General features: G+C 69.8%; 14 protein-coding genes. 11 read left to right on the top strand and 3 right to left on the bottom strand.

Translation table 11 applies throughout. The features are described from left to right. Positions 1-7: 7 nt before the first annotated feature. From ABZ796_RS13345 to uvrB, 4 genes are all read left to right on the top strand, one after another. On the top strand, positions 8-802 hold the full coding sequence (locus ABZ796_RS13345) for an SDR family oxidoreductase (protein ID WP_357337419.1): 795 nt from the start codon (positions 8-10) through the stop codon (positions 800-802). Then, complete coding sequence (locus ABZ796_RS13340; RefSeq protein ID WP_357337418.1) at positions 795-1,964, top strand: sulfotransferase; 1,170 nt, start codon at positions 795-797, stop codon at positions 1,962-1,964. The genes ABZ796_RS13345 and ABZ796_RS13340 overlap by 8 nt, the downstream gene beginning before the upstream one ends. A 105-nt stretch (positions 1,965-2,069) precedes the next feature. Beyond that, entirely contained in the window at positions 2,070-3,659 is a 1,590-nt protein-coding gene (locus ABZ796_RS13335) for a hypothetical protein (protein WP_357337416.1), read from the top strand. 10 nt (positions 3,660-3,669) lie between these two features. Beyond that, a complete protein-coding gene (uvrB, locus tag ABZ796_RS13330; RefSeq protein WP_357337415.1) occupies positions 3,670-5,811 on the top strand; it encodes an excinuclease ABC subunit UvrB in 2,142 nt (713 codons plus the stop codon). Positions 5,812-6,083: 272 nt separating this feature from the next. Here the strand turns inward: uvrB and ABZ796_RS13325 are convergent, their stop codons facing one another. Beyond that, on the bottom strand, positions 6,084-7,259 hold the full coding sequence (locus ABZ796_RS13325) for a macrolide family glycosyltransferase (RefSeq protein ID WP_357337413.1): 1,176 nt from the start codon (positions 7,257-7,259) through the stop codon (positions 6,084-6,086). Between the two features lie 145 nt (positions 7,260-7,404). Between ABZ796_RS13325 and ABZ796_RS13320 the strand changes: the two genes are divergently transcribed. From ABZ796_RS13320 to ABZ796_RS13305, 4 genes are read left to right on the top strand one after another with little or no spacing between them, the layout of a single operon-like run. Continuing rightward, entirely contained in the window at positions 7,405-9,030 is a 1,626-nt protein-coding gene (locus tag ABZ796_RS13320; protein ID WP_357337412.1) for a hypothetical protein, read from the top strand. 9 nt (positions 9,031-9,039) lie between these two features. Then, positions 9,040-10,338 (top strand): MFS transporter, encoded by a 1,299-nt coding sequence (locus ABZ796_RS13315; RefSeq protein ID WP_357337410.1) that lies wholly within the window; start codon positions 9,040-9,042, stop codon positions 10,336-10,338. A gap of 48 nt (positions 10,339-10,386) precedes the next feature. Then, positions 10,387-11,955 carry a hypothetical protein gene (locus tag ABZ796_RS13310; protein ID WP_357337408.1) on the top strand — a complete coding sequence of 523 codons (1,569 nt, stop codon included), beginning with the start codon at positions 10,387-10,389 and terminating at the stop codon, positions 11,953-11,955. 49 nt (positions 11,956-12,004) lie between these two features. Continuing rightward, on the top strand, positions 12,005-13,990 hold the full coding sequence (locus ABZ796_RS13305; protein WP_357337407.1) for a phosphocholine-specific phospholipase C: 1,986 nt from the start codon (positions 12,005-12,007) through the stop codon (positions 13,988-13,990). On the opposite strand, the gene ABZ796_RS13300 is transcribed toward ABZ796_RS13305, so the two are convergent. Then, the gene (locus ABZ796_RS13300; RefSeq protein WP_357337405.1) at positions 13,987-14,607 is read right to left on the bottom strand and encodes a DUF1707 domain-containing protein; all 621 of its coding nucleotides are present in this window, start codon (positions 14,605-14,607) and stop codon (positions 13,987-13,989) included. The two genes, ABZ796_RS13305 and ABZ796_RS13300, sit on opposite strands and share 4 nt — an antisense overlap. 129 nt (positions 14,608-14,736) lie before the next feature. Between ABZ796_RS13300 and ABZ796_RS13295 the strand changes: the two genes are divergently transcribed. Genes ABZ796_RS13295 through ABZ796_RS13285 form a run of 3 tightly spaced genes read left to right on the top strand, consistent with a single transcriptional unit; the run spans position 14,737 to position 17,896 of the window. Further along, on the top strand, positions 14,737-16,011 hold the full coding sequence (locus ABZ796_RS13295) for a glycosyltransferase family 4 protein (RefSeq protein ID WP_357337404.1): 1,275 nt from the start codon (positions 14,737-14,739) through the stop codon (positions 16,009-16,011). A gap of 3 nt (positions 16,012-16,014) precedes the next feature. Then, positions 16,015-16,782 (top strand): class I SAM-dependent methyltransferase, encoded by a 768-nt coding sequence (locus tag ABZ796_RS13290; RefSeq protein ID WP_357337402.1) that lies wholly within the window; start codon positions 16,015-16,017, stop codon positions 16,780-16,782. A gap of 7 nt (positions 16,783-16,789) precedes the next feature. Further along, complete coding sequence (locus ABZ796_RS13285) at positions 16,790-17,896, top strand: prenyltransferase (RefSeq protein ID WP_357337401.1); 1,107 nt, start codon at positions 16,790-16,792, stop codon at positions 17,894-17,896. Here the strand turns inward: ABZ796_RS13285 and ABZ796_RS13280 are convergent. Further along, complete coding sequence (locus tag ABZ796_RS13280; protein WP_357337399.1) at positions 17,873-18,508, bottom strand: class I SAM-dependent methyltransferase; 636 nt, start codon at positions 18,506-18,508, stop codon at positions 17,873-17,875. The genes ABZ796_RS13285 and ABZ796_RS13280 overlap by 24 nt on opposite strands. Positions 18,509-18,552 lie beyond the last annotated feature (44 nt).

Here is an 18,552-nt window from a genome sequence, read left to right as displayed (position 1 = left end):
AGGCCCCATGACTGGACTCCTGGATGGCAAGGTCGTCGTACTCTCGGGGGTCGGCCCCGGCCTCGGGCGCTCGCTGGGCGAGCAGGCCGCGCTGATGGGCGCCGACCTGGTGCTCGCCAGCCGCACCGAGAAGCGGCTGCAGAAGATGGCCGGCGTCATCGAGGAGCACGGACGACGTGCGCTCGTGGTGCCGACCGACATCACCGACGAGGACGCGCGGCGCCACCTCGTCGAGGCCGCGCTCGAGGAGTTCGGGCGCGTCGACGTACTCCTGAACAACGCCTTCGGCATCCCGCCGATGGAACCGCTGACCCAGATCCCGCTGGACGCGCTCCGGCTGGCGCAGGAGTCCAACGTGTACGCCCCGCTGCGGCTCTCGGCGCTCTTCGCCGATGCGCTCGCGGCCACTCCCGAGAAGCCCGGCGGCGCGATCGTGATGATCAACTCGGCGGTGCTCTACCAGAGCCAGCCGGAGTTCGCGGGCTACAAGCTCTCCAAGGGCGCCCTGGCCCACCTGTCCTCCTCGCTGGCCACCGAGCTGGGCCCGCGCGGCATCCGGGTCAACTCCGTCGCGCCGTCCTACATCTACGAGGACGTCAACAAGTCCTACTTCGACTGGATCGCCTCGGAGTCGGGACGGACCCATCAAGACGTCTATGACGAGAAGGCCGCCCCCACCGACCTGAAGCGGCTCGCGACCCCCGAGGAGGTTGCCCGGGCGGCGCTCTTCCTGGCCAGCGACCTCGCCTCCGCGGTCACCGGCACCGTCCTCAACGTGGACTGCGGGGAGTTCCATGACTGAGACGCGCCCAGGAGAGACCGCACCGCGCGAGCGGGCGGACGTCGGGACGTACGAGGACATCTGCGCGGCCGCGACCCGCACCACCGGTCTGGAGGACTTCGGTGGGACCGACCACGAGGAGGGGCTGCGGCTCCTCGTCGAGGACCTCGCCTCGCCCGAGGCCGGGCTGACCCCGGTCGGCAACTACTTCCACCGTGCCCAGGTGAAGTCGGCCCTCGTGGGCAGGCTGATGACGCAGGCCCGGCTCGCGGAGTTCCCCCAGCACCAGAACGTACGCATCGAGCGGCCGATCTTCGTCACCGGACTGGTCCGCACCGGCACCACCGCCCTGCACCGCCTCCTGGCCGCGGACCCGGAGCACCAGGGTCTGGAGACCTGGCTGACCGAGTTCCCCCAGCCGCGGCCGCCGCGCGAGACCTGGGAGGACGACCCGGTCTTCAACGCGCTGCAGGGCGCCTACCGGCAGCACCACGTCAGCAACCCGGAGTTCATGGGCATCCACTACATGGACGCGACCAGCGTCGAGGAGTGCTGGCGGGTGCTGCGACAGAGCGGCAAGTCGATCTCGTTCGAGTCCCTGGCCCACGTGCCGCGCTACTCGGCCTGGCTGGCGAAGCAGGACTGGCGAGACGCGTACGAGGTCCATCGCCGTTCGCTGCAGCTCATCGGGCTCAACGACACCGAGAAACGGTGGGTGCTCAAGAACCCCTCCCATCTGGTGGCCCTCGAGGCGCTGATGGAGGTCTACCCGGACGCGCTCGTGGTGGTCACCCACCGCGACCCGGTCGTCTCGGTCGCCTCGGGCTGCTCGCTCTCCGCCGAGGCGACCGCGGGGATGTCGACCACGTTCGTCGGGGAGACGATCGGGACGACCCAGCTGGAGATGCTCTCCCGCTCGTGGCGCTCCTTCGGCGAGACTCGGAAGAAGTACGACGCGGCGCAGTTCCTCGACGTCGACTACCGCGCGTTCGTCAAGGACCCGGGCGGCACCGTCGAGAACATCTACACCCACTTCGACATCCCTTGGAGCGAGGCGGCCCGCGCCGAGGTCGCCCGGATCGACGCCGAGTCCCGCTCCGGCAGCGCGCGGCCCAAGCACGACTACAGCCTGGCTGACTACGGGCTGACGGAGGACGAGGTTCGCCAGGCGTTCACTCTCTGATCCCGCGAGGCGACCGTCCTGCCTCCACCGAGGTGCCCTACCGTGCGACGCGCGAGCTCATGGGGGTGCGGCTCATGATGCCGCTCAACCCACGGGAGCCACCTGATGAGTCATGCCGCTGCGGTCCTGAGCGACGAGCCGACGGATGCGCCCGCCCGGCCGTCGGCCAGGTTGGTCACGGTGCTCGCGCTGCTGGCCGCCTTCGCGGCCTCGATGAGCCTCTACTTCGCCACCACCCAGGCGTTGTCGTACCACGCGCGGGACGAGGGGCCGAACGCCTCGTACGCCATCTCGCTCCACGACGGCGACCTGCCCACGATCGACACCCCGGTGGCGCAGGACCGGGACCGGTTCCCGCAGATCGCCCGCGGCGCCGAGCGGGAGCAGTTCGACCGCCACCGGATGATCTGGACCGCCAACCACCCGCCGCTCTACTACCTCCTCGGCGTGCCGTGGGTCGCCCTCGCCGATGCGCTCGGGAACCCGCAGGTGCTGATCGCCGGGATGCGGGCGGTGAGCGCGCTGGCGTACGGGGCGCTGGTCTTCCTGGTCGGTCTGATCGCCTTCGAGGTCACCCCGCGTCGCCCGGCAGCGGCGATGCTCGCGACCGCGTTCACGGCCTCGCCGGCGGTGCTGGCGACAGCCGCGGGGTTCATCATGAACGACAGCGTGGCGGTGGCGGCCTCGTCGCTGACGGTGCTCGCGACGCTGCGCATCCTCCGCCTCGGGGTGACCCGGAACCGGATGATCGTGGTGGCGGTGGCCGGTACGCTGGCCGCCGCGACGAAGGCGCCCGGCGTGCTCACGGTGATCATGTGCGGCGCAGCGCTCGGGGTGACGCTGCTGCTTCGCGACCGCAGCCGGAAGGGATTCCTCCGGGCGACCCGGCTGACCGCGATCGCCACCGGTGTGCCTGGGCTGGCGATCGGCTGGTTCTACGTACGCAACATCGTGCTCTACGGCGACGCGACCGCGAGCTCAGCGCTCCTGGAGCGCTACCAGCGGGTGCAGATCGACACCTGGTTCGAGGTGATGACCGCACCGCGCTTCTGGCACGGCTGGTACGACCACCTGTGGGAGCCGCTCCAGCTGCGTGGCACGGGGCAGCACTGGGTGATCGACACCATCACGCTCGTCGCGCTGCTCGGACTCGCGCTCGGGGTGATCGCACGCCTGCGGGATCACGGTCGTGAGCGGGGCCTGGTCGTCAGTGCACCGCGGGTGCCGTCGGTGGCGACCGTCGGTCTGCTCGTGCTGATCGCGCACGCGTTCGTGATCATCGTCAACCTCGCCCAGTTCCGCTCCGGGGGCGGCAACCCGCACGAGCGCTACCTGATGACGATCATGCCGCTGGTGGCGATCGTGCTCTCCGTCGGCCTCCTGGCCATCGTCGACGCGCTGCCGTGGGGTGAGATCCGCCGGCGCGAGGAGATCGCGGCAGCGCTGGTCTCGGCGTTCCTGGTGGGGATGGCAGCCGCGACCTTCTCGGTGTCGGTGCGCACCCAGATCCACCTCGGGGTCGACCTCATGCTTCCCGAGATCCGGCCGGTGCCGTACGTCGTGCTCGGCGTCGGCGCGCTCTGCGCGATCGCCGGGGTCGCGCTGCCGCTCGTCTGGGGTCCACCGGCACTGAGGCGCCCGTCGTCCGGCCGCCAGGAACCGATCGCAGCCGAAACTGTCGGTGGTGCCGCGTAGTCTCGTAACCATGCGTCCTGTCACCGATCTCGAGCGTCGTGTCGCCCCGTTCAAGGTGGTCTCCGACTACCAGCCCGCGGGCGACCAACCCGCTGCGATCACGGAGATCACCCGGCGGATCCAGGACGGCGTCAAGGACGTCGTCCTGCTCGGCGCGACCGGCACCGGTAAGACGGCGACGGTGGCGTGGACGGCCGAGCAGCTGCAACGTCCGATGCTGGTGCTGCAGCCCAACAAGACCCTCGCCGCCCAGTTCGCCAACGAGCTGCGCCAGCTCTTCCCGGAGAACGCGGTCGAATACTTCGTCTCCTACTACGACTACTACCAGCCCGAGGCGTACGTCCCCCAGACCGACACCTACATCGAGAAGGACTCCTCGATCAACGAGGAGGTCGAGCGGCTGCGCCACTCGGCCACCAACTCGCTGCTGACCAGGCGCGATGTCATCGTGGTCTCGACCGTCTCCTGCATCTACGGTCTCGGCACCCCGCAGGAGTACGTCGACCGGATGATCCGGCTGCGGGTCGGGGAGGAGCACGACCGCGACTCGATCCTGCGGCGGCTCGTGGAGATCCAGTACACCCGCAACGACCTCTCCTTCACCCGCGGCACGTTCCGGGTGCGCGGCGACACCCTGGAGATCTTCCCGGTCTACGAGGAGCACGCGGTCCGGATCGAGTTCTTCGGCGACGAGATCGAGCGGCTGATGACGCTGCACGCGGTCACCGGCGAGGTGCTCACCGAGGACCAGGAGCTCTACGTCTTCCCTGCGACCCACTACGTCGCCGGTCCCGAGCGCATGGAGCGCGCGATCAACGGGATCGAGGCTGAGCTCGACGAGCAGCTGAGCACGTTCGAGAAGCAGGGCAAGATGCTCGAGGCGCAGCGGCTGCGGATGCGTACGACCTACGACATCGAGATGATGCGCCAGGTCGGATCGTGCTCCGGGATCGAGAACTACTCGATGCACATCGACGGCCGTGAGCGGGGCTCTGCGCCCAACTGTCTGCTCGACTACTTCCCGGAGGACTTCGTCCTCGTCGTCGACGAGTCCCACGTCGCGGTCCCGCAGGTCGGCGGGATGTACGAGGGCGACATGTCCCGCAAGCGCAACCTGGTCGAGCACGGCTTCCGGCTGCCCAGCGCCCAGGACAACCGGCCGCTGAAGTGGGAGGAGTTCCTGGAGCGGATCGGCCAGTCGATCTACCTCTCCGCCACGCCGGGCAACTACGAGCTGGACCTGGTCACTCGCGACGGCGGCGCCCCCGACGTGGTCGAGCAGATCATTCGCCCGACCGGCCTGATCGACCCCGAGGTGGTCATCAAGCAGACCAAGGGACAGATCGACGACCTGATCGGCGAGATCAACGACCGGGTGGCCAAGAACGAGCGCGTCCTGGTCACCACGCTGACCAAGAAGATGTCCGAGGACCTCACCGACTACCTGCTCGATGCCGGGATCCGCACGCGCTACCTCCACTCCGAGGTCGACACGCTCAAGCGGATCGAGCTGCTCCGCGACCTGCGGCTGGGGGAGTACGACGTCCTGGTCGGCATCAACCTGCTCCGTGAGGGCCTCGACCTCCCTGAGGTGTCGCTGGTCTCGATCCTCGACGCCGACAAGGAAGGCTTCCTCCGCTCGGACAAGTCGCTGATCCAGACCATCGGCCGTGCGGCCCGAAACGTCTCCGGCCAGGTGCACATGTACGCCGACAAGATCACCCCGTCGATGGAGTCGGCGATCGAAGAGACCAACCGCCGTCGAGCGATCCAGATGGCCTACAACGAGGCCAACGGCATCGACCCGCAGCCGCTGCGCAAGAAGATCGCCGACATCACCGACATGCTCGCCCGCGAGGACGAGTCCACCCAGGAGCTGCTCAACACCTGGGCCGGCACCGAGGCCAAGGGCCGCGCAGGCAAGACTGCCGCCAAGTCCCCCACCCCGATGCTCGGCGACGCCGCCCGCGAGGCCCGCGAGCGCGGCCTCGTCGGCCTCCCGTCCTCCGACCTCGCCCAGCTCATCGGCGACCTCACCGAGCAGATGAAGGGCGCCGCCGCCGAGCTCCAGTTCGAGGTCGCCGCCCGCCTCCGCGACGAGATCTCCGACCTCAAGAAGGAGCTTCGGCAGATGATGGAAGCGACGAAGTGAGGAGGGAGCGGGCGTAAGCCCTTTCGCGCCGAAGGCGCCTCCTAGGGTTTACGCCCGGTCCCGACGAACGAGGAGCTGCGCGCGAGCGAAGCGAGCGCGCTGGCGACGAAGTAGCACGCTGGTCGAGCCGCCGGAGCCGCTAGGCGGAGGCGTGTCGAGACCAACACGGTCCGATCGAGCGCGGTAGGGACTGTGTTGGTCTCGACACGCTCGCTGGCGCTCGCGGCTCGACCAGCGGGGTGACTGGGTCTCGACCAGCGGGGGCGGCGGGATCAGCGGGGGAGCATGTCCTCGATCAGATCGGCGGCACGGCGGGTGCCGCCCTCGGCGAGCGCGTCGGCACGCAGCTTCGCCGAGCGGGCGAGCCGGTCGGGGTCGTCGAGCAGCTCGAGCAGTGCCGTACGCAGCGCAGCGGCCGTGATGTCCGCGGCGTCGATCCGGCGGGCAACGCCGAGCTCGACCAGACGGTCGGCGTTCATGAACTGGTCGACCGCCTGCGGGACCGCGACCATGGGAACCCCGGCCATCAGACCCTCGCTGCTCCCGCCCATCCCGGCATGGGTGACGAACGCGTCGGCCTGGGCGAGGACGGCGCGCTGGGGGAGCCAGGAGTGGACCTCGACGTTGCCGGGGAGGCCGCCGAGCGCGGCGGGGTCGAGCTGGGTGCCGATCGACATCACGACGTGCCAGCCGGGCAGGGCTGCGTACGCCTCGATGCAGGAGCGGAAGAAGTCCGCGTCGGCGGTGTAGGCCGAACCGAGCGAGACCAGCAAGACGTGATCGGCCTCGGCGGGGCGGGTCCAGGTCTCCTCGGAGTCGAGCGCGAAGCACGGGCCGACGAAGGTGACGACCTCGTCGTCGACCTTGTCGGCGTGGGGCTGCATCGCCCGCGGGATGAGGGCGAGTGCCCGCTTCGGCGCTCCGGCGAACGTCTCCGGGTCGCGCGTGCTCGCCTCGGCGTCGGCGAGCCAGGCCCCGAACCGGTCCAGGTAGCCGTCGTAGCCCGGCAGCTGCCGCACCTGGGCGCCGACCTCCTCGGCATACCCGTCCCAGGCGACGAACGTCGGCGAGAGCTGCACGAACGGACGCTGCTGCCTCTCCGCGAGGGCCCGGGCCGCATAGCCTCCGATGTCGTAGAGGTAGAGATCGGCCGGCTCGGCTCCGTAGAACGCGGCCAGGTGCGGGAGCACCCCGATGGCGTCGTCGAGGAAGATGCCCATCCCGGCGACCGGGTCCTCGGGCCAGAGCCGGTCCTCGACGGGCAGCACCGTCGGCATCGGAACGAGCTCGGCCCCGGTCGGCTTGATCGCCTCGGCCATCGACTCGTGCGTGGCGTACGTGACTCGGTGGCCACGCGCGACCAGCTCCTTGATCAGCTCGAGACTCGGCAGGACATGGCTGATCGCGGGTGAGGCGACCATGGCGATGTGGCGCGATGAAGTAGTCATGACACCGCCGGACGCTATCGGCCGGCCGGGACCTGACGCGACCGAGTTTTGCGTCAACGTTTTGTCACCCGCGTGTTCCGCTCTGTTCATCGCCCGTGAGCCGTGGCCCGGGTGTCCCGTCAATTTCACCCGTTACCGTCGAAGGGTGTCTGTCCCTCGGGTCTCCATGTCCCAGTCCACGATCTGCGTCCTGCTGCTGGGTGTGCTCGGCTTCGCGATGAGCGCCCAGGTGGCGATCGCGATGCCGGCCCTGTTCAAGGCCGACGAGCGGGCCCACGCGGCGTACGCGGTGGCGCTGTCCCAGGGCACGCTGCCGACGATCGACACCGACATCCCCGACGACCCGGCCCGCTACCCGCAGCTGGCCGAGAGCCTCTTCGGGGCCGACGAGGCCCACCGCGACATCTGGGTCGCCAACCACCCGCCGCTCTTCTACGTGATGAGCCAGCCGCTGGTGTGGCTCGGCGACGCGGTCGGCTCTCCAGGCCTGACGCTGCTCGGGATGCGCCTGCTCAACGCGCTCGGCTTCGCGCTGACCACGATCATGGTCGGCCTGCTGGCGCGCGAGCTGGTGCCCCGCCGTCCCGCCGTCCCGGTGATCGCCGCCGCGATGTGCATCGGCTGCGGCGCGATGACCTTCCTGGGTGGCGGGATCTACAACGACGGCTGGTCCTCGGCAGCGGCGTTCCTCACGCTCTTCCTCGGCTTCCGGATGATCCGTCAGGGGGTGACGCGTGAGCGCCTGATCGCCGCCACCGCGGTAGGCGTCGCGGCTGCCGGGTTCCGGTCGACCGGTCTGGTCGCGGTCCTCTTCCTCGGCGCCTGCGTGCTGGTGGCGATGTGGCTGCGCGAGCCGACGCTGCGTACGTTCCTGCGCGGCACGTTCTGGCGCGCTGTCGGGATCGCGGCATGCATCGGGATGGCGCCGGTGGCCGTCTTCGGCTGGTTCTACGTGCGCAACATCCGGATCTACGGTGACCCGACCGCGTCGAGCTCGCTCTTCGAGAAGTTCGGCCGCGAGCCCAACGGCACGACCCTGTTCCAGCTGGTCAACCCCGAGTTCTACGGCCACCTGCTCGGCAGCCTGTGGACCGACGGCAACATCGCCAACACCTGGAGCCAGGCGGCCGTCATCGTGCTCACGCTCACCGTGGTCGGGCTCGTGCTCGACGCCGTCGCGAAGGCCAACCCGCGTCGCACGGGAGTCCTGCGGCGCATCCAACTCGCCCCGCAGAGCACGATGCAGCACCGCCAGGACCTGGCCATCTGGGCGCTCCTGGGTGGCTACTGCCTGCTGATCCTGGTCAACGTCGCCGGCTTCATCGCCGGTGGTGGCTGGATCCACGCTCGCTACGCGGTGCCGTTCCTGCCGTTCCTCGCCGCAGGTGCCGGGATCGCCGCGCTGCGCCTGGGTCGGCTCCTGCCGCTGCGAGTTCCGACCGGCTCGCGAGCCGGCGTCACCGCGCTCGACGAGGCGCGCGACCTGCGCGTCGCCCTGGGTGTCTCGCTGGCCTTCATGGTCGTCGGCCTGGTGTGCCACCTCGACACCGAGCAGTACGTCGACGGGCCGGTCAGCAGCACCTTCGCGCTCGTCGCCCTGGTGGCCGCCGATCTGGTGATGTTCGCGGTGGCTGCGTACGTCGCCACCGAGCTGCGCCGACGGATGCGGCCGGGCCGTTTCGACCCGGTACCGATGCTCTCCGCTCCTGTGACTGAGATCGCGCGTCCACGGCAGGACTCCGGCGCCTCGACGGGGCTGCAGACAAAGTAGCCTCGCTATGTGAGTGTGTATGATCCCCAGCCGACAGCACGAGCATGGGCCGTCTGGGGGATCGCCCTCGCGGTCTATGGCCTGGCGGTCTTCCACCGCAGCAGCCTCGCGGTCGCCGGTCTGGTGGCGACCGAGCGCTTCGGGATCGGCGCCGGCCAGCTGGCCACCTTCGTCATGCTGCAGCTGCTCGTCTACGCCCTCATGCAGGTGCCGGTCGGTCTGCTGGTCGACCGGTTCGGCTCGCGTACGGTCCTCTCCGCGGGCGCCCTGATCCTCGCGCTCGCTCAGGCCGGGTTCGCGTTCGCCGATTCCTACTCGCTGGCCCTGCTCGCGCGTACGTTCGTCGGGATGGGCGACGCGATGACGTTCATCTGCGTGCTGCGGCTGGTCCCGTCGTGGTTCCCGGGGCGACGGGTGTCCCTGGTCAGTCAGCTGACCGGCACCGTGGGACAGCTGGGCGCGATCGCGGCCGCGGTCCCGATGACGTGGGCGCTCGGCCATCTCGGCTGGACCCGCGCCTATCTCACGGCCGCGTTGATCGGCCCGGTCCTGCTCGTGCTGCTGCGCCTCTTCGTCCACGACGGGCCCGATGACCGCCACCGCCGGGGCAGCTCCCTCAAGCCGCGCGAGCTCGGCCGGAGCCTGAAGGCATCCTGGTATCAGCCGGGCACCCGCCTCGGCTTCTGGATCCACTTCTCCACCCCGTTCAGCTCCCACCTGATGGGGCTGCTGTGGGGATTCCCGTTCCTGGTGACCTCCGAAGGGCTCTCCGACACCCTCGCCGGCACGCTGCTCTCGGTCACCGTCGTCGCCGCCCTGGCCGCCGGTCCGGTGATCGGCATCCTCGCTGGACGCTACCCGTGGCACCGCTCGACGGTGGCGCTGACGATGATCGCCGCGCTGGCCTCGGTGTGGACGCTTGTGCTCGCCTGGCCGGGCGAGGCGCCGCTGCCGGTGCTGCTGCTCCTGATGGCCGTGGTCGGCTTCGGCGGACCGGCCTCGATGATCGGCTTCGACGTCGGCCGCACCAGCAACCCGCCCGCGCGGATGGCGAGCGCCAGCGGGATCATCAACCAGGGCGGCTTCGTCGCAGCGCTGCTCGTGATCGTGCTGGTCGGCTGGATCCTCGACTGGCGTACGCCGGGGGCCTCGACCTCCTACACGCCGGAGGCGTTCCGCTGGGCGATGTCGGTGCAGTACCTGTTCTGGGGCCTCGGGGTGGTGCAGATCTGGCGTCACCGGCGCGATGTGCGGCGGCGTACGACCCGGGAGCAGGTCGCCGCCGGCTCCTCGATGGTCACCGACTGATCGCCCGCACGTCACCTCAGCGGCATCCCGGCCCACTAGCTTGTCGAGGTGCCTACGTCTCCGCGCTCGCTGTCCCAGGTGACCGTATGCCTGCTCCTGCTGGGGGTGCTCGGCTTCGCGATGAGCGCGCAGTACGCGATCGGGATGCCGCCGCTGCTGAAGGCCGACGAGAAGCAGCACGCCGCCTACGCCATCGTCCTGTCCCAGGGCGTCCTGCCCACGATCGACACGAACACCCCGGCCGACCCGGTGCGCTATCCGCAGTTCGCCGAAGCCCTCTTCGGGCTCGACGAGCCGCGCCGCGACATCTGGGTCGCCAACCACCCGCCGCTGTTCTACGTGATGAGCCTGCCGCTGGTCTGGCTCGGCGACGCCGTCGGGAACGTCGGGGTGACGCTGCTCGGGATGCGGCTGCTCAACGCGCTCGGCTACGCGCTGAGCATCATCCTGGTCGGGCTGCTGGCGCGCGAGCTGGTGCCCAGGCGCCGGGTGGTCCCGGTGCTCGCCGCGGCGATGGTGCTCGGCTGTGGTGCGGTGACCTACGACGGCGGCGCGATCTACAACGACGGCTGGGGCACGGTGGCCGCCTCGCTGACCCTGCTGCTCGGCTTCCGGATGATCCGCGAGGGCATCACCCGGGACCGGCTGGTCTGGGCCACGGTCGCCGGCGTCGCGGCGGCGAGCTTCCGCTCGACCGGCCTGGTGGCGGTGCTCGTCCTGGGCGGCTGCGTACTGGCCGCACTGTGGCTGCGCGACCCGTCGCTGCGTACGTTCCGCCGCGGGGTGGTCCTGGCGATCCGGATCGGGTTGGCGCCGGTGATCGTGATCGGCTGGTTCTACGTACGCAACATCATGCTCTACGGCGATGCCACCGCCTCCGCGGCGCTCTTCGAGAAGTTCTCCCGCCAGACCCACGGCGACACGCTCTTCCAGCTGGTCAACCCCGAGCTCTACCTGCACCTGTACGGCTCGCTGTGGGCCGACGACGTCATCCCGAAGGTCTGGATCGTGGCCGCCGCGGCGACCCTGGCGGTCACGGTCACCGGGATGGTGCTCGACGCCAACGCCAAGGCCCGACCGCGGCCGGACGGGATGATGCGCCGCGTGGTGATCCCCGGGCCGGAGCCGACCGTCCTGGAGCGTCGGCTGGAGCTGGCCGTGCGGGCGTTGATGGGGATCTACTGCGTCATCATCATCGTCAACCTGGCCTCGTTCCACGCCGGCGGCGGCTGGATCCACGCGCGCTACGCGATGCCGTTCCTCCCGGTGATCGCGGCCCTGACCTCGCTCGCGATCCTGCGAGTCGGCCGCCGCTGGTTGCGCGGCAGCGACGAGGAGAGGGTCGACCTGCGGATCACCCTCTTTGCCGGCGGCGGGTTCATCGTCTCGGCGATGGTCGCCCATCTGCACATCCAGCAGCGGATCGACGGACCGGCCGATGCCTCCTGGCTGTTCGCGCTGATCGCGGCCGACCTGGTGATGTTCCTCGTCGCCGCGTACGTCACCGCGCAGCTGCGCCGCCGCCTGCGCCCGGAGGTATTCGGACTGACCGCGCGGCCGGCCGCGAAGTCTTCGCCTGACGGTCACCTCGCGACCGGTCACCTGTTGCCGTGGTGAACATCTGAACCGCGATGGTGGCCGCCCACCCCCACCTCAAGGAGCACCTGTGGTTGACATCGATCGTCGTAGGTTCCTCGGACTCGCCGGCGGCGCCGCTGCCCTGACCATGCTCGACCAGAGCATCGCGCGAGCCGCCTCCATCCCCGCCGCCCGCAGGACCGGCACGATCCGCGACATCGAGCACGTGGTCGTCCTGATGCAGGAGAACCGCAGCTTCGAGCACTACCTGGGCACGCTCCGCGGCGTACGCGGCTTCGGTGACCCGCACCCGGCGATCCTGCCCTCGGGCAAGCCGGTGTGGCACCAGCCGAACGGGGACGGCGAGCTGCTCCCGTTCCACCCCGAGGTCGACGATCTGGGCGCCGCGTTCCTCGAGGGCCTCCCGCACAGCTGGACCGACGGCCAGCAGGCGATCAACCGCGGCCGCTACGACCAGTGGGTGCCGGCCAAGGGCACCACCACGATGGCGTACCTCCAGCGACAGGACGCCGCCTTCCACTTCGCGCTGGCCGACGCGTTCACGGTGTGCGACGCCTACTACTGCTCCTTCATCGGCAACACCGACCCGAACCGCTACTACATGCTCAGCGGCTGGACCGGCAACGACGGCAAGGGCGGCGGGCCCGTGCTCTACAACGACGAGGCCGGCTACGACTGGACCACCTACGCGGAGCGGCTCGAGGTGGCCGGGGTGAGCTGGAAGGTCTACCAGGACGAGGGCACCGGGCTCGACGCCGAGAACGGCAACTGGTGGGGCTGGACCCAGGACGCCTACATCGGCAACTACGGCGACAACTCGCTGCTCTACTTCAACAGCTTCCAGGACGCCCGGCCCGGCGACCCGCTTTTCGAGAAGGCCCGGCGCGGCACCCGCGCGATCGACGGCCAGGACTACTTCGAGATCCTGCGTGCCGACGTCGAGGCCGGCGACCTGCCCTCGGTCAGCTGGATCGCGGCGCCGGAGGCCTTCTCGGAGCACTCGAACTGGCCGACGAACTACGGCGCCTGGTACATCTCCAAGGTCCTCGACGCGCTCACCGCCAACCCCGAGGTCTGGGCGAAGACCGCGCTGTTCATCACCTACGACGAGAACGACGGCTTCTTCGACCACCTGGTGCCACCGCACATCAACAGCCCGCTGGTGCCGGGGGAGTCGACCGTCTCGACCGAGCACGAGCTCTACACCGGCTCCCACGGAGACGGCCACTACGGCCTCGGCCCGCGCGTGCCGATGTTCGTCGTCTCGCCCTGGAGCGTCGGCGGCTACGTCGCCTCGGAGACGTTCGACCACACCTCGATCCTGCGGTTCATGGAGAAGCGCTTCGGTGTCGCCGAGCCCAACATCACGCCCTGGCGTCGTGCGGTGTGCGGTGACCTGACCTCGGCGTTCGACTTCTCCCGCACTTCCCAGCCGCCGGTGCTCCCCGACACGAGCGCGTGGGAGCCCGCAGACCGGGAGCGGCACCCGTCGTACTCGCCCGAGACCCCCGCTAGCGGGACGATGCCGACCCAGGAGCGCGGCACCCGCCGGGCCCGTCCGGCGCCCTACGAGCTCGAGGTGGTCGAGACCGCCGCCGGCGGCGAGATCGCCCTCGAGATCCGCAACACCGGCGCTGTCGGTGCCCACCTCCAAGCACGGCTGCTCGCGCCCGCCGGCGCGCCGCACAGCTACACCGTCGGCGCCGGCGACAGCGTCGCGGTGCGACTGCCGGTCAGCGGCGACTACGAGATCCACCTGCACGGCCCCAACGGCTTCTTCCGCTCCTACGCCGGCACCGTGGGCTCCGACCCGGCCCCCGCCCGGCTGCGGCGCGAGGGCCGCTCGCAGCGGCTCACCGTGACGGCTCCCAGGAAGGCCGAGATCACCAGTGCGTACGCCGGCAGGATCCGCTCCAGCCAGGTGGACACCCGAGCCACCGGCGGCTGGTACGACCTGACGCTGACCGTCCCGGGTACCACCTGGGTGCGCGGGTTCGCCGGCCACCTGGAGACCGGACGTCCCTCCGTGAGCGACCCCCAGCTGGGCGCCTAGGAGGGATCGGCGGGCCGGTCCTTCTCGGTCTCGCCCGCCGGCGGGTCGAGGATCGGGGCAGTCGTCTCGGGTGCTGCCTCGACCTCGGCCTTCGCCGCTTTCTTCGCCGCCTTCTTGGCGGCCTTCTTCTCCAGGCGGTCCACCTCGCGCTGGACGATCGCCTCGCGGCGTACGCCGGTGCCGACCAGGTTCACGACCAGGAAGAGCATCGGGTAGATCGGCCACGGATGACCGTCGGGGGCACTGGTGAACAGCCAGATCCCCCAGGTGATGAGGCTGACCATCAAGAAGGTCGCCAGCGCCTCCTGGAGCTCCTTGCGGTACGCAGCCGCACCCTGCTCACGGAAGCCGAGCGTCTCGGGGAGGTTCACCCCGGCGTCACCGGGAGCGGGCTCGAGGGCAACGAGATCGTCCACGAGCCCGGGCAGCTCGCCGAGCGTACGAGCCTCCAGGAGAGTGCCGACCCTCTCGTCGTGCTCCTCGCGGGTCAGCCGGCCGTCGGCGAAGGCATCGGACAGAACGGTGCGCACGACCTCCCGATCGGCATCGGAGGCGCGCATGCGTGCGTTGTCGGCCTGCCTCGGATCGAGACGGAACCGGGTCCAGAAGCCCTCCACACGACCAGCCTAGACGCCCAGCCCGACACCGTCTGTTGAAGCGCCTGCATTAGAGTGACTCGCGCTGGCTACCTGCTAGTATAGAACACGTTCTAGTTTTGCTCTGCCTAGGTTTGAGGGAGGTGGCGGATGCGGATCGCTCTGCTGTCGTATCGCAGCAAGCCGCACGTCGGCGGTCAAGGCGTCTATATCCGCCATCTGAGTCGGGAGCTCGCCAAGCTCGGGCACACTGTCGAGGTCTTCTCCGGTCAGCCCTATCCCGACCTCGACCTCCTGGGGGAGGGCGTCACCCTCACCAAGGTGCCGAGCCTGGGCCTCTACGAGGAGCCCAACCCGTTCGGCAACCCGAAGCTCTCCGAGCTCCGTGACCTGGTCGACGTCGAGGAGTGGGCCCGGATGCGCACCGGCGCCTTCCCCGAGCCGCTGACCTTCGCCAAGCGTGTCCTCAAGGTGCTGAAGGAGCGGGCGGACGGCTTCGACATCGTCCACGACAACCAGACGCTGGCCACGCCGCTGCTGAGCATCGAGGCCGAGGTCGGCCTGCCGCTGGTGACCACGATCCACCACCCGATCTCCTTCGACCGGCGCATCGAGCTGGACAGCGCCGTGGGCTGGAAGAAGAAGTTCGGTGTCTGGCGCTGGTACTCGTTCGTGAAGATGCAGGCCAAGGTCGCCTCGCAGCTGCGGCACGTGATCACGCCCTCGGACAGCTCCAAGCGCGACATCCTCACCGACTTCGGGGTCCCCTCCGAGCGGGTGCAGACCGTGCATCTGGGCGTACCGGAGGAGTTCGTCCCGCCGACCGGGCCCCGTGTCCCCGGCCGGATCCTGGCCATGGCCAGCGCCGACGCTCCGCTGAAGGGCATCGCCTTCCTGCTCGAGGCCTTCGCCAAGCTGCGCACCGAACGCGACCTGGAGCTGGTCCTGGTCTCCAAGCCCAAGAAGGGCGGTCCGACCGAGCAGCTCATCGAGAAGCTCGCGATCAAGGACCACGTACGTTTCGTCAACGGCATCTCCGACGCCGAGCTCGTCGAGCTGATGGGCTCGGCCGAGATCGCCTGCGTGCCCTCGCTCTACGAGGGCTTCTCGCTGCCGACCGCCGAGCTGATGGCGTGCGGCACCCCGCTCGTCGTCTCCCGCGCCGGGGCGATCCCCGAGGTCGTCGGTCCCGACGACCTGTGCGCGAAGCAGGTCACCCCGGGTGACACCGAGGAGCTCGAGCAGGCCATCGCGGCGCTGCTCGACGACCCCGAGCGCCGGGCCCGCTACTCGGCCGCCGGGCGCGCCCGGGTCGAGGAGCACTTCTCCTGGCATGCCGTCGCCGAGCGGATGACGGCGATCTACCAGCAGGCCATCGACGATTTCGGTCTCGACAAGCTCGACCACCTCAATGGAAGGAAGTGAGCCGTGCTCACCGTTGACTTCGACCGCCTTGGCCTGCAGGCCGGAGAGCGCGTGCTCGACATGGGTGCCGGCGGTGGCCGGCACGCGTTCGAGATGTACCGCCGCGGCGCCGACGTGATCGCGTTCGACCAGGACGCCGAGGAGCTGGCCAAGGTCAGCGAGTGGTTCTTCGCGATGCGCGAGGAGGTCCCCGCGGGCGCGAACGCGGAGATCAAGGAGGGCGACGCCCTGTCGTTGCCCTTCGCCGACGGCGAGTTCGACCGGATCGTGGCCGCCGAGGTGCTCGAGCACATCCACCGCGACGTCGACGCGATCAAGGAGCTCGTCCGGGTGCTGCGTCCGGGTGGCACCCTGGCCATCTCAGTGCCGCGCTGGCTGCCCGAGGTCGTCAACTGGAAGCTCTCCGAGGCCTACCACAACACGCCGGGCGGCCACATCCGCATCTACACCGACCACGAGCTCATCGACAAGGTCACCAAGGCCGGACGCCCCAACGACGGCACCCCTGGTGAGGCGATGATCTTCGAGGGCAAGTCCTACGCCCACGGCCTGCACGCGCCCTACTGGTGGCTGAAGTCGGCCGTCGGCGTCGACAACGACAAGCACCCGCTGGTGAAGGCCTACCACCAGGTCCTGGTCTGGGAGATCATGAAGAACCCGCGTGCCCTGCGGCTCGCCGGCAAGGTCCTCGACCCGATGATCGGCAAGAGCATGGTGCTCTACTTCCGCAAGCCGGGCCCCGTCGCCACCGACCCCACCGCGGCTGCCTGATTTGCGGATGAGAGTCGAGATCCCGTACGTCGACGGGGTGCTGACCCCTGCCCAGATCGTCGCCACGGCCGGGTCGATCGCCCGCGCCCAGGAGGCGTCGGGCGCGATCCCGTGGGTGCCCGGTCAGCACACCGACATCTGGAACCACGTCGAGGCGGCCATGGGCCTGCTCGTCGGTGGCCTGGTGGAGGAGGCCGAGGCTGCGTACTCGTGGATCCCGACGCTGCAGAACGCCGACGGCTCGTGGCCGATGAAGATCGCCGACGGGTCGCCGGTGGAGACGATCGGCGAGTCCAACATGTCGGCCTACTTCGCGGTCGGTCTCTGGCACCACTGGCTGATCCGGCGCGATCGTACGTTCGTCGAGCGGCTGTGGCCCTCGGTGCGGGCCGGACTCGACTTCGTGGTCGGGCTGCAGCTGCCCTTCGGGGGGATCGCCTGGACCCCGCGCGACCCGTTCGCGCTGCTCACCGGGTCGTCATCGATCTACCAGTCGCTGCGTGCCGGGGTCGCTCTGGCCGACCTGATGGACGACCCGCAGCCGGAGTGGGAGATCGTCGGCGGCCGGCTCGGTCACGCGCTGCGCCACCATCGTGACTCGTTCGAGGACAAGTCGCACCACTCGATGGACTGGTACTACCCGGTCCTCGGCGGCGCCGTCGTCGGTGCCGCCGGGCACGAGCTGATCGAGTCGCGCTGGGACCATTTCGTACGCCCCGGCCTCGGCGCTCTCTGCGTCGACACCAACCCGTGGGTGACCGGCGCGGAGACCTGCGAGCTGTCCATGGCGCTCGACAACATCGGCGACCACCGGCGCGCACTGCGGCTGCTGACCGAGATGCAGCACATGCGTGCCGACGACGGCGGCTACTGGACCGGCTGGGTCTACGAGTCGCCCGACTACCCCAACCCGAACCCCAACGCGTTCTGGCCCGAGGAGCACTCCACCTTCACCGCCGCCGCCGTCATCCTGGCCGCGGACGCGCTGGGGGAGCGCTATGGGGGTTCCACCGCCGGCTCCGGGATCATGCGCGGCACCTCCCTCGCCGCGCCGTTCGAGGAGCTGGCGCTGGAGTGTGGGTGCGAGACCTCAGAGGCGTCGCAGCACGCGTAGCGAGCCGACGGGGCCGATCTCCTCGAACTGCTTCGAGGCGAGCGCGGGCAGGTAGATCTCCTCGTACGGCGGCCGGCCGCCCTCGGCCGGGTCCGGGAACACGTCGTGGACCAGGAGCAGCCCACCGGGCATCACCTTCGGTGCCCAGCCGCGGTAGTCGAGCTGCGCGGGCTCGACGCCGTGGCCGCCATCGATGAACAGCAGCGAGACCGGCGTCGTCCACCACCGGCTCACGGTCCTCGAGGCACCGATCACCGCGACCACCTCGTCCTCGAGGCCGGCCTGCTCGATGGTGCGTCGGAAGCTCGGCAGCGTGTCCAGCCGTCCGGTGTGCTCGTCGACCAGGGTGGTGTCGTGGTGCTCCCAGCCCGCCTGGTTCTCCTCGCTGCCGTGGTGGTGGTCGACGGTGAACACCGTGCCTCCGGTCAGCTTGGCCGCAGCGCCGAGGTAGACCGACGACTTCCCGCAGTACGTCCCGATCTCGACGACCGGGCCGTGGGGCAGCCGCTCCACGGCGTACTCGAACAGCGCGATGCCCTCCTCGGGAGGCATGAACCCCGTGGCGTCGAGGGCGTGCTTGAGCAGGTCTGCGGGCATCTCAGGTACGGACACCCGGGCACCCTAGCCCAGCCGTGAGCGGTTCGCGCCGAGTGGTC

It is taken from the genome of Nocardioides sp. NPDC047086, from assembly GCF_040643685.1.
Lineage (GTDB): Bacteria > Actinomycetota > Actinomycetes > Propionibacteriales > Nocardioidaceae > Nocardioides.
This window is presented reverse-complemented; position numbering and strand designations above follow the sequence as displayed.

Bases quoted from the DNA above. Each gene is read 5' to 3' on its own strand.
- ABZ796_RS13345 (WP_357337419.1), top strand. From the start codon at position 8: ATGACTGGACTCCTGGATGGCAAGGTCGTCGTACTCTCGGGGGTCGGC.
- ABZ796_RS13340 (WP_357337418.1), top strand. From the start codon at position 795: ATGACTGAGACGCGCCCAGGAGAGACCGCACCGCGCGAGCGGGCGGAC.
- ABZ796_RS13335 (WP_357337416.1), top strand. From the start codon at position 2,070: ATGAGTCATGCCGCTGCGGTCCTGAGCGACGAGCCGACGGATGCGCCC.
- uvrB (WP_357337415.1), top strand. From the start codon at position 3,670: ATGCGTCCTGTCACCGATCTCGAGCGTCGTGTCGCCCCGTTCAAGGTG.
- ABZ796_RS13325 (WP_357337413.1), bottom strand. From the start codon at position 7,259: ATGACTACTTCATCGCGCCACATCGCCATGGTCGCCTCACCCGCGATC.
- ABZ796_RS13295 (WP_357337404.1), top strand. From the start codon at position 14,737: ATGCGGATCGCTCTGCTGTCGTATCGCAGCAAGCCGCACGTCGGCGGT.
- ABZ796_RS13285 (WP_357337401.1), top strand. From the start codon at position 16,790: ATGAGAGTCGAGATCCCGTACGTCGACGGGGTGCTGACCCCTGCCCAG.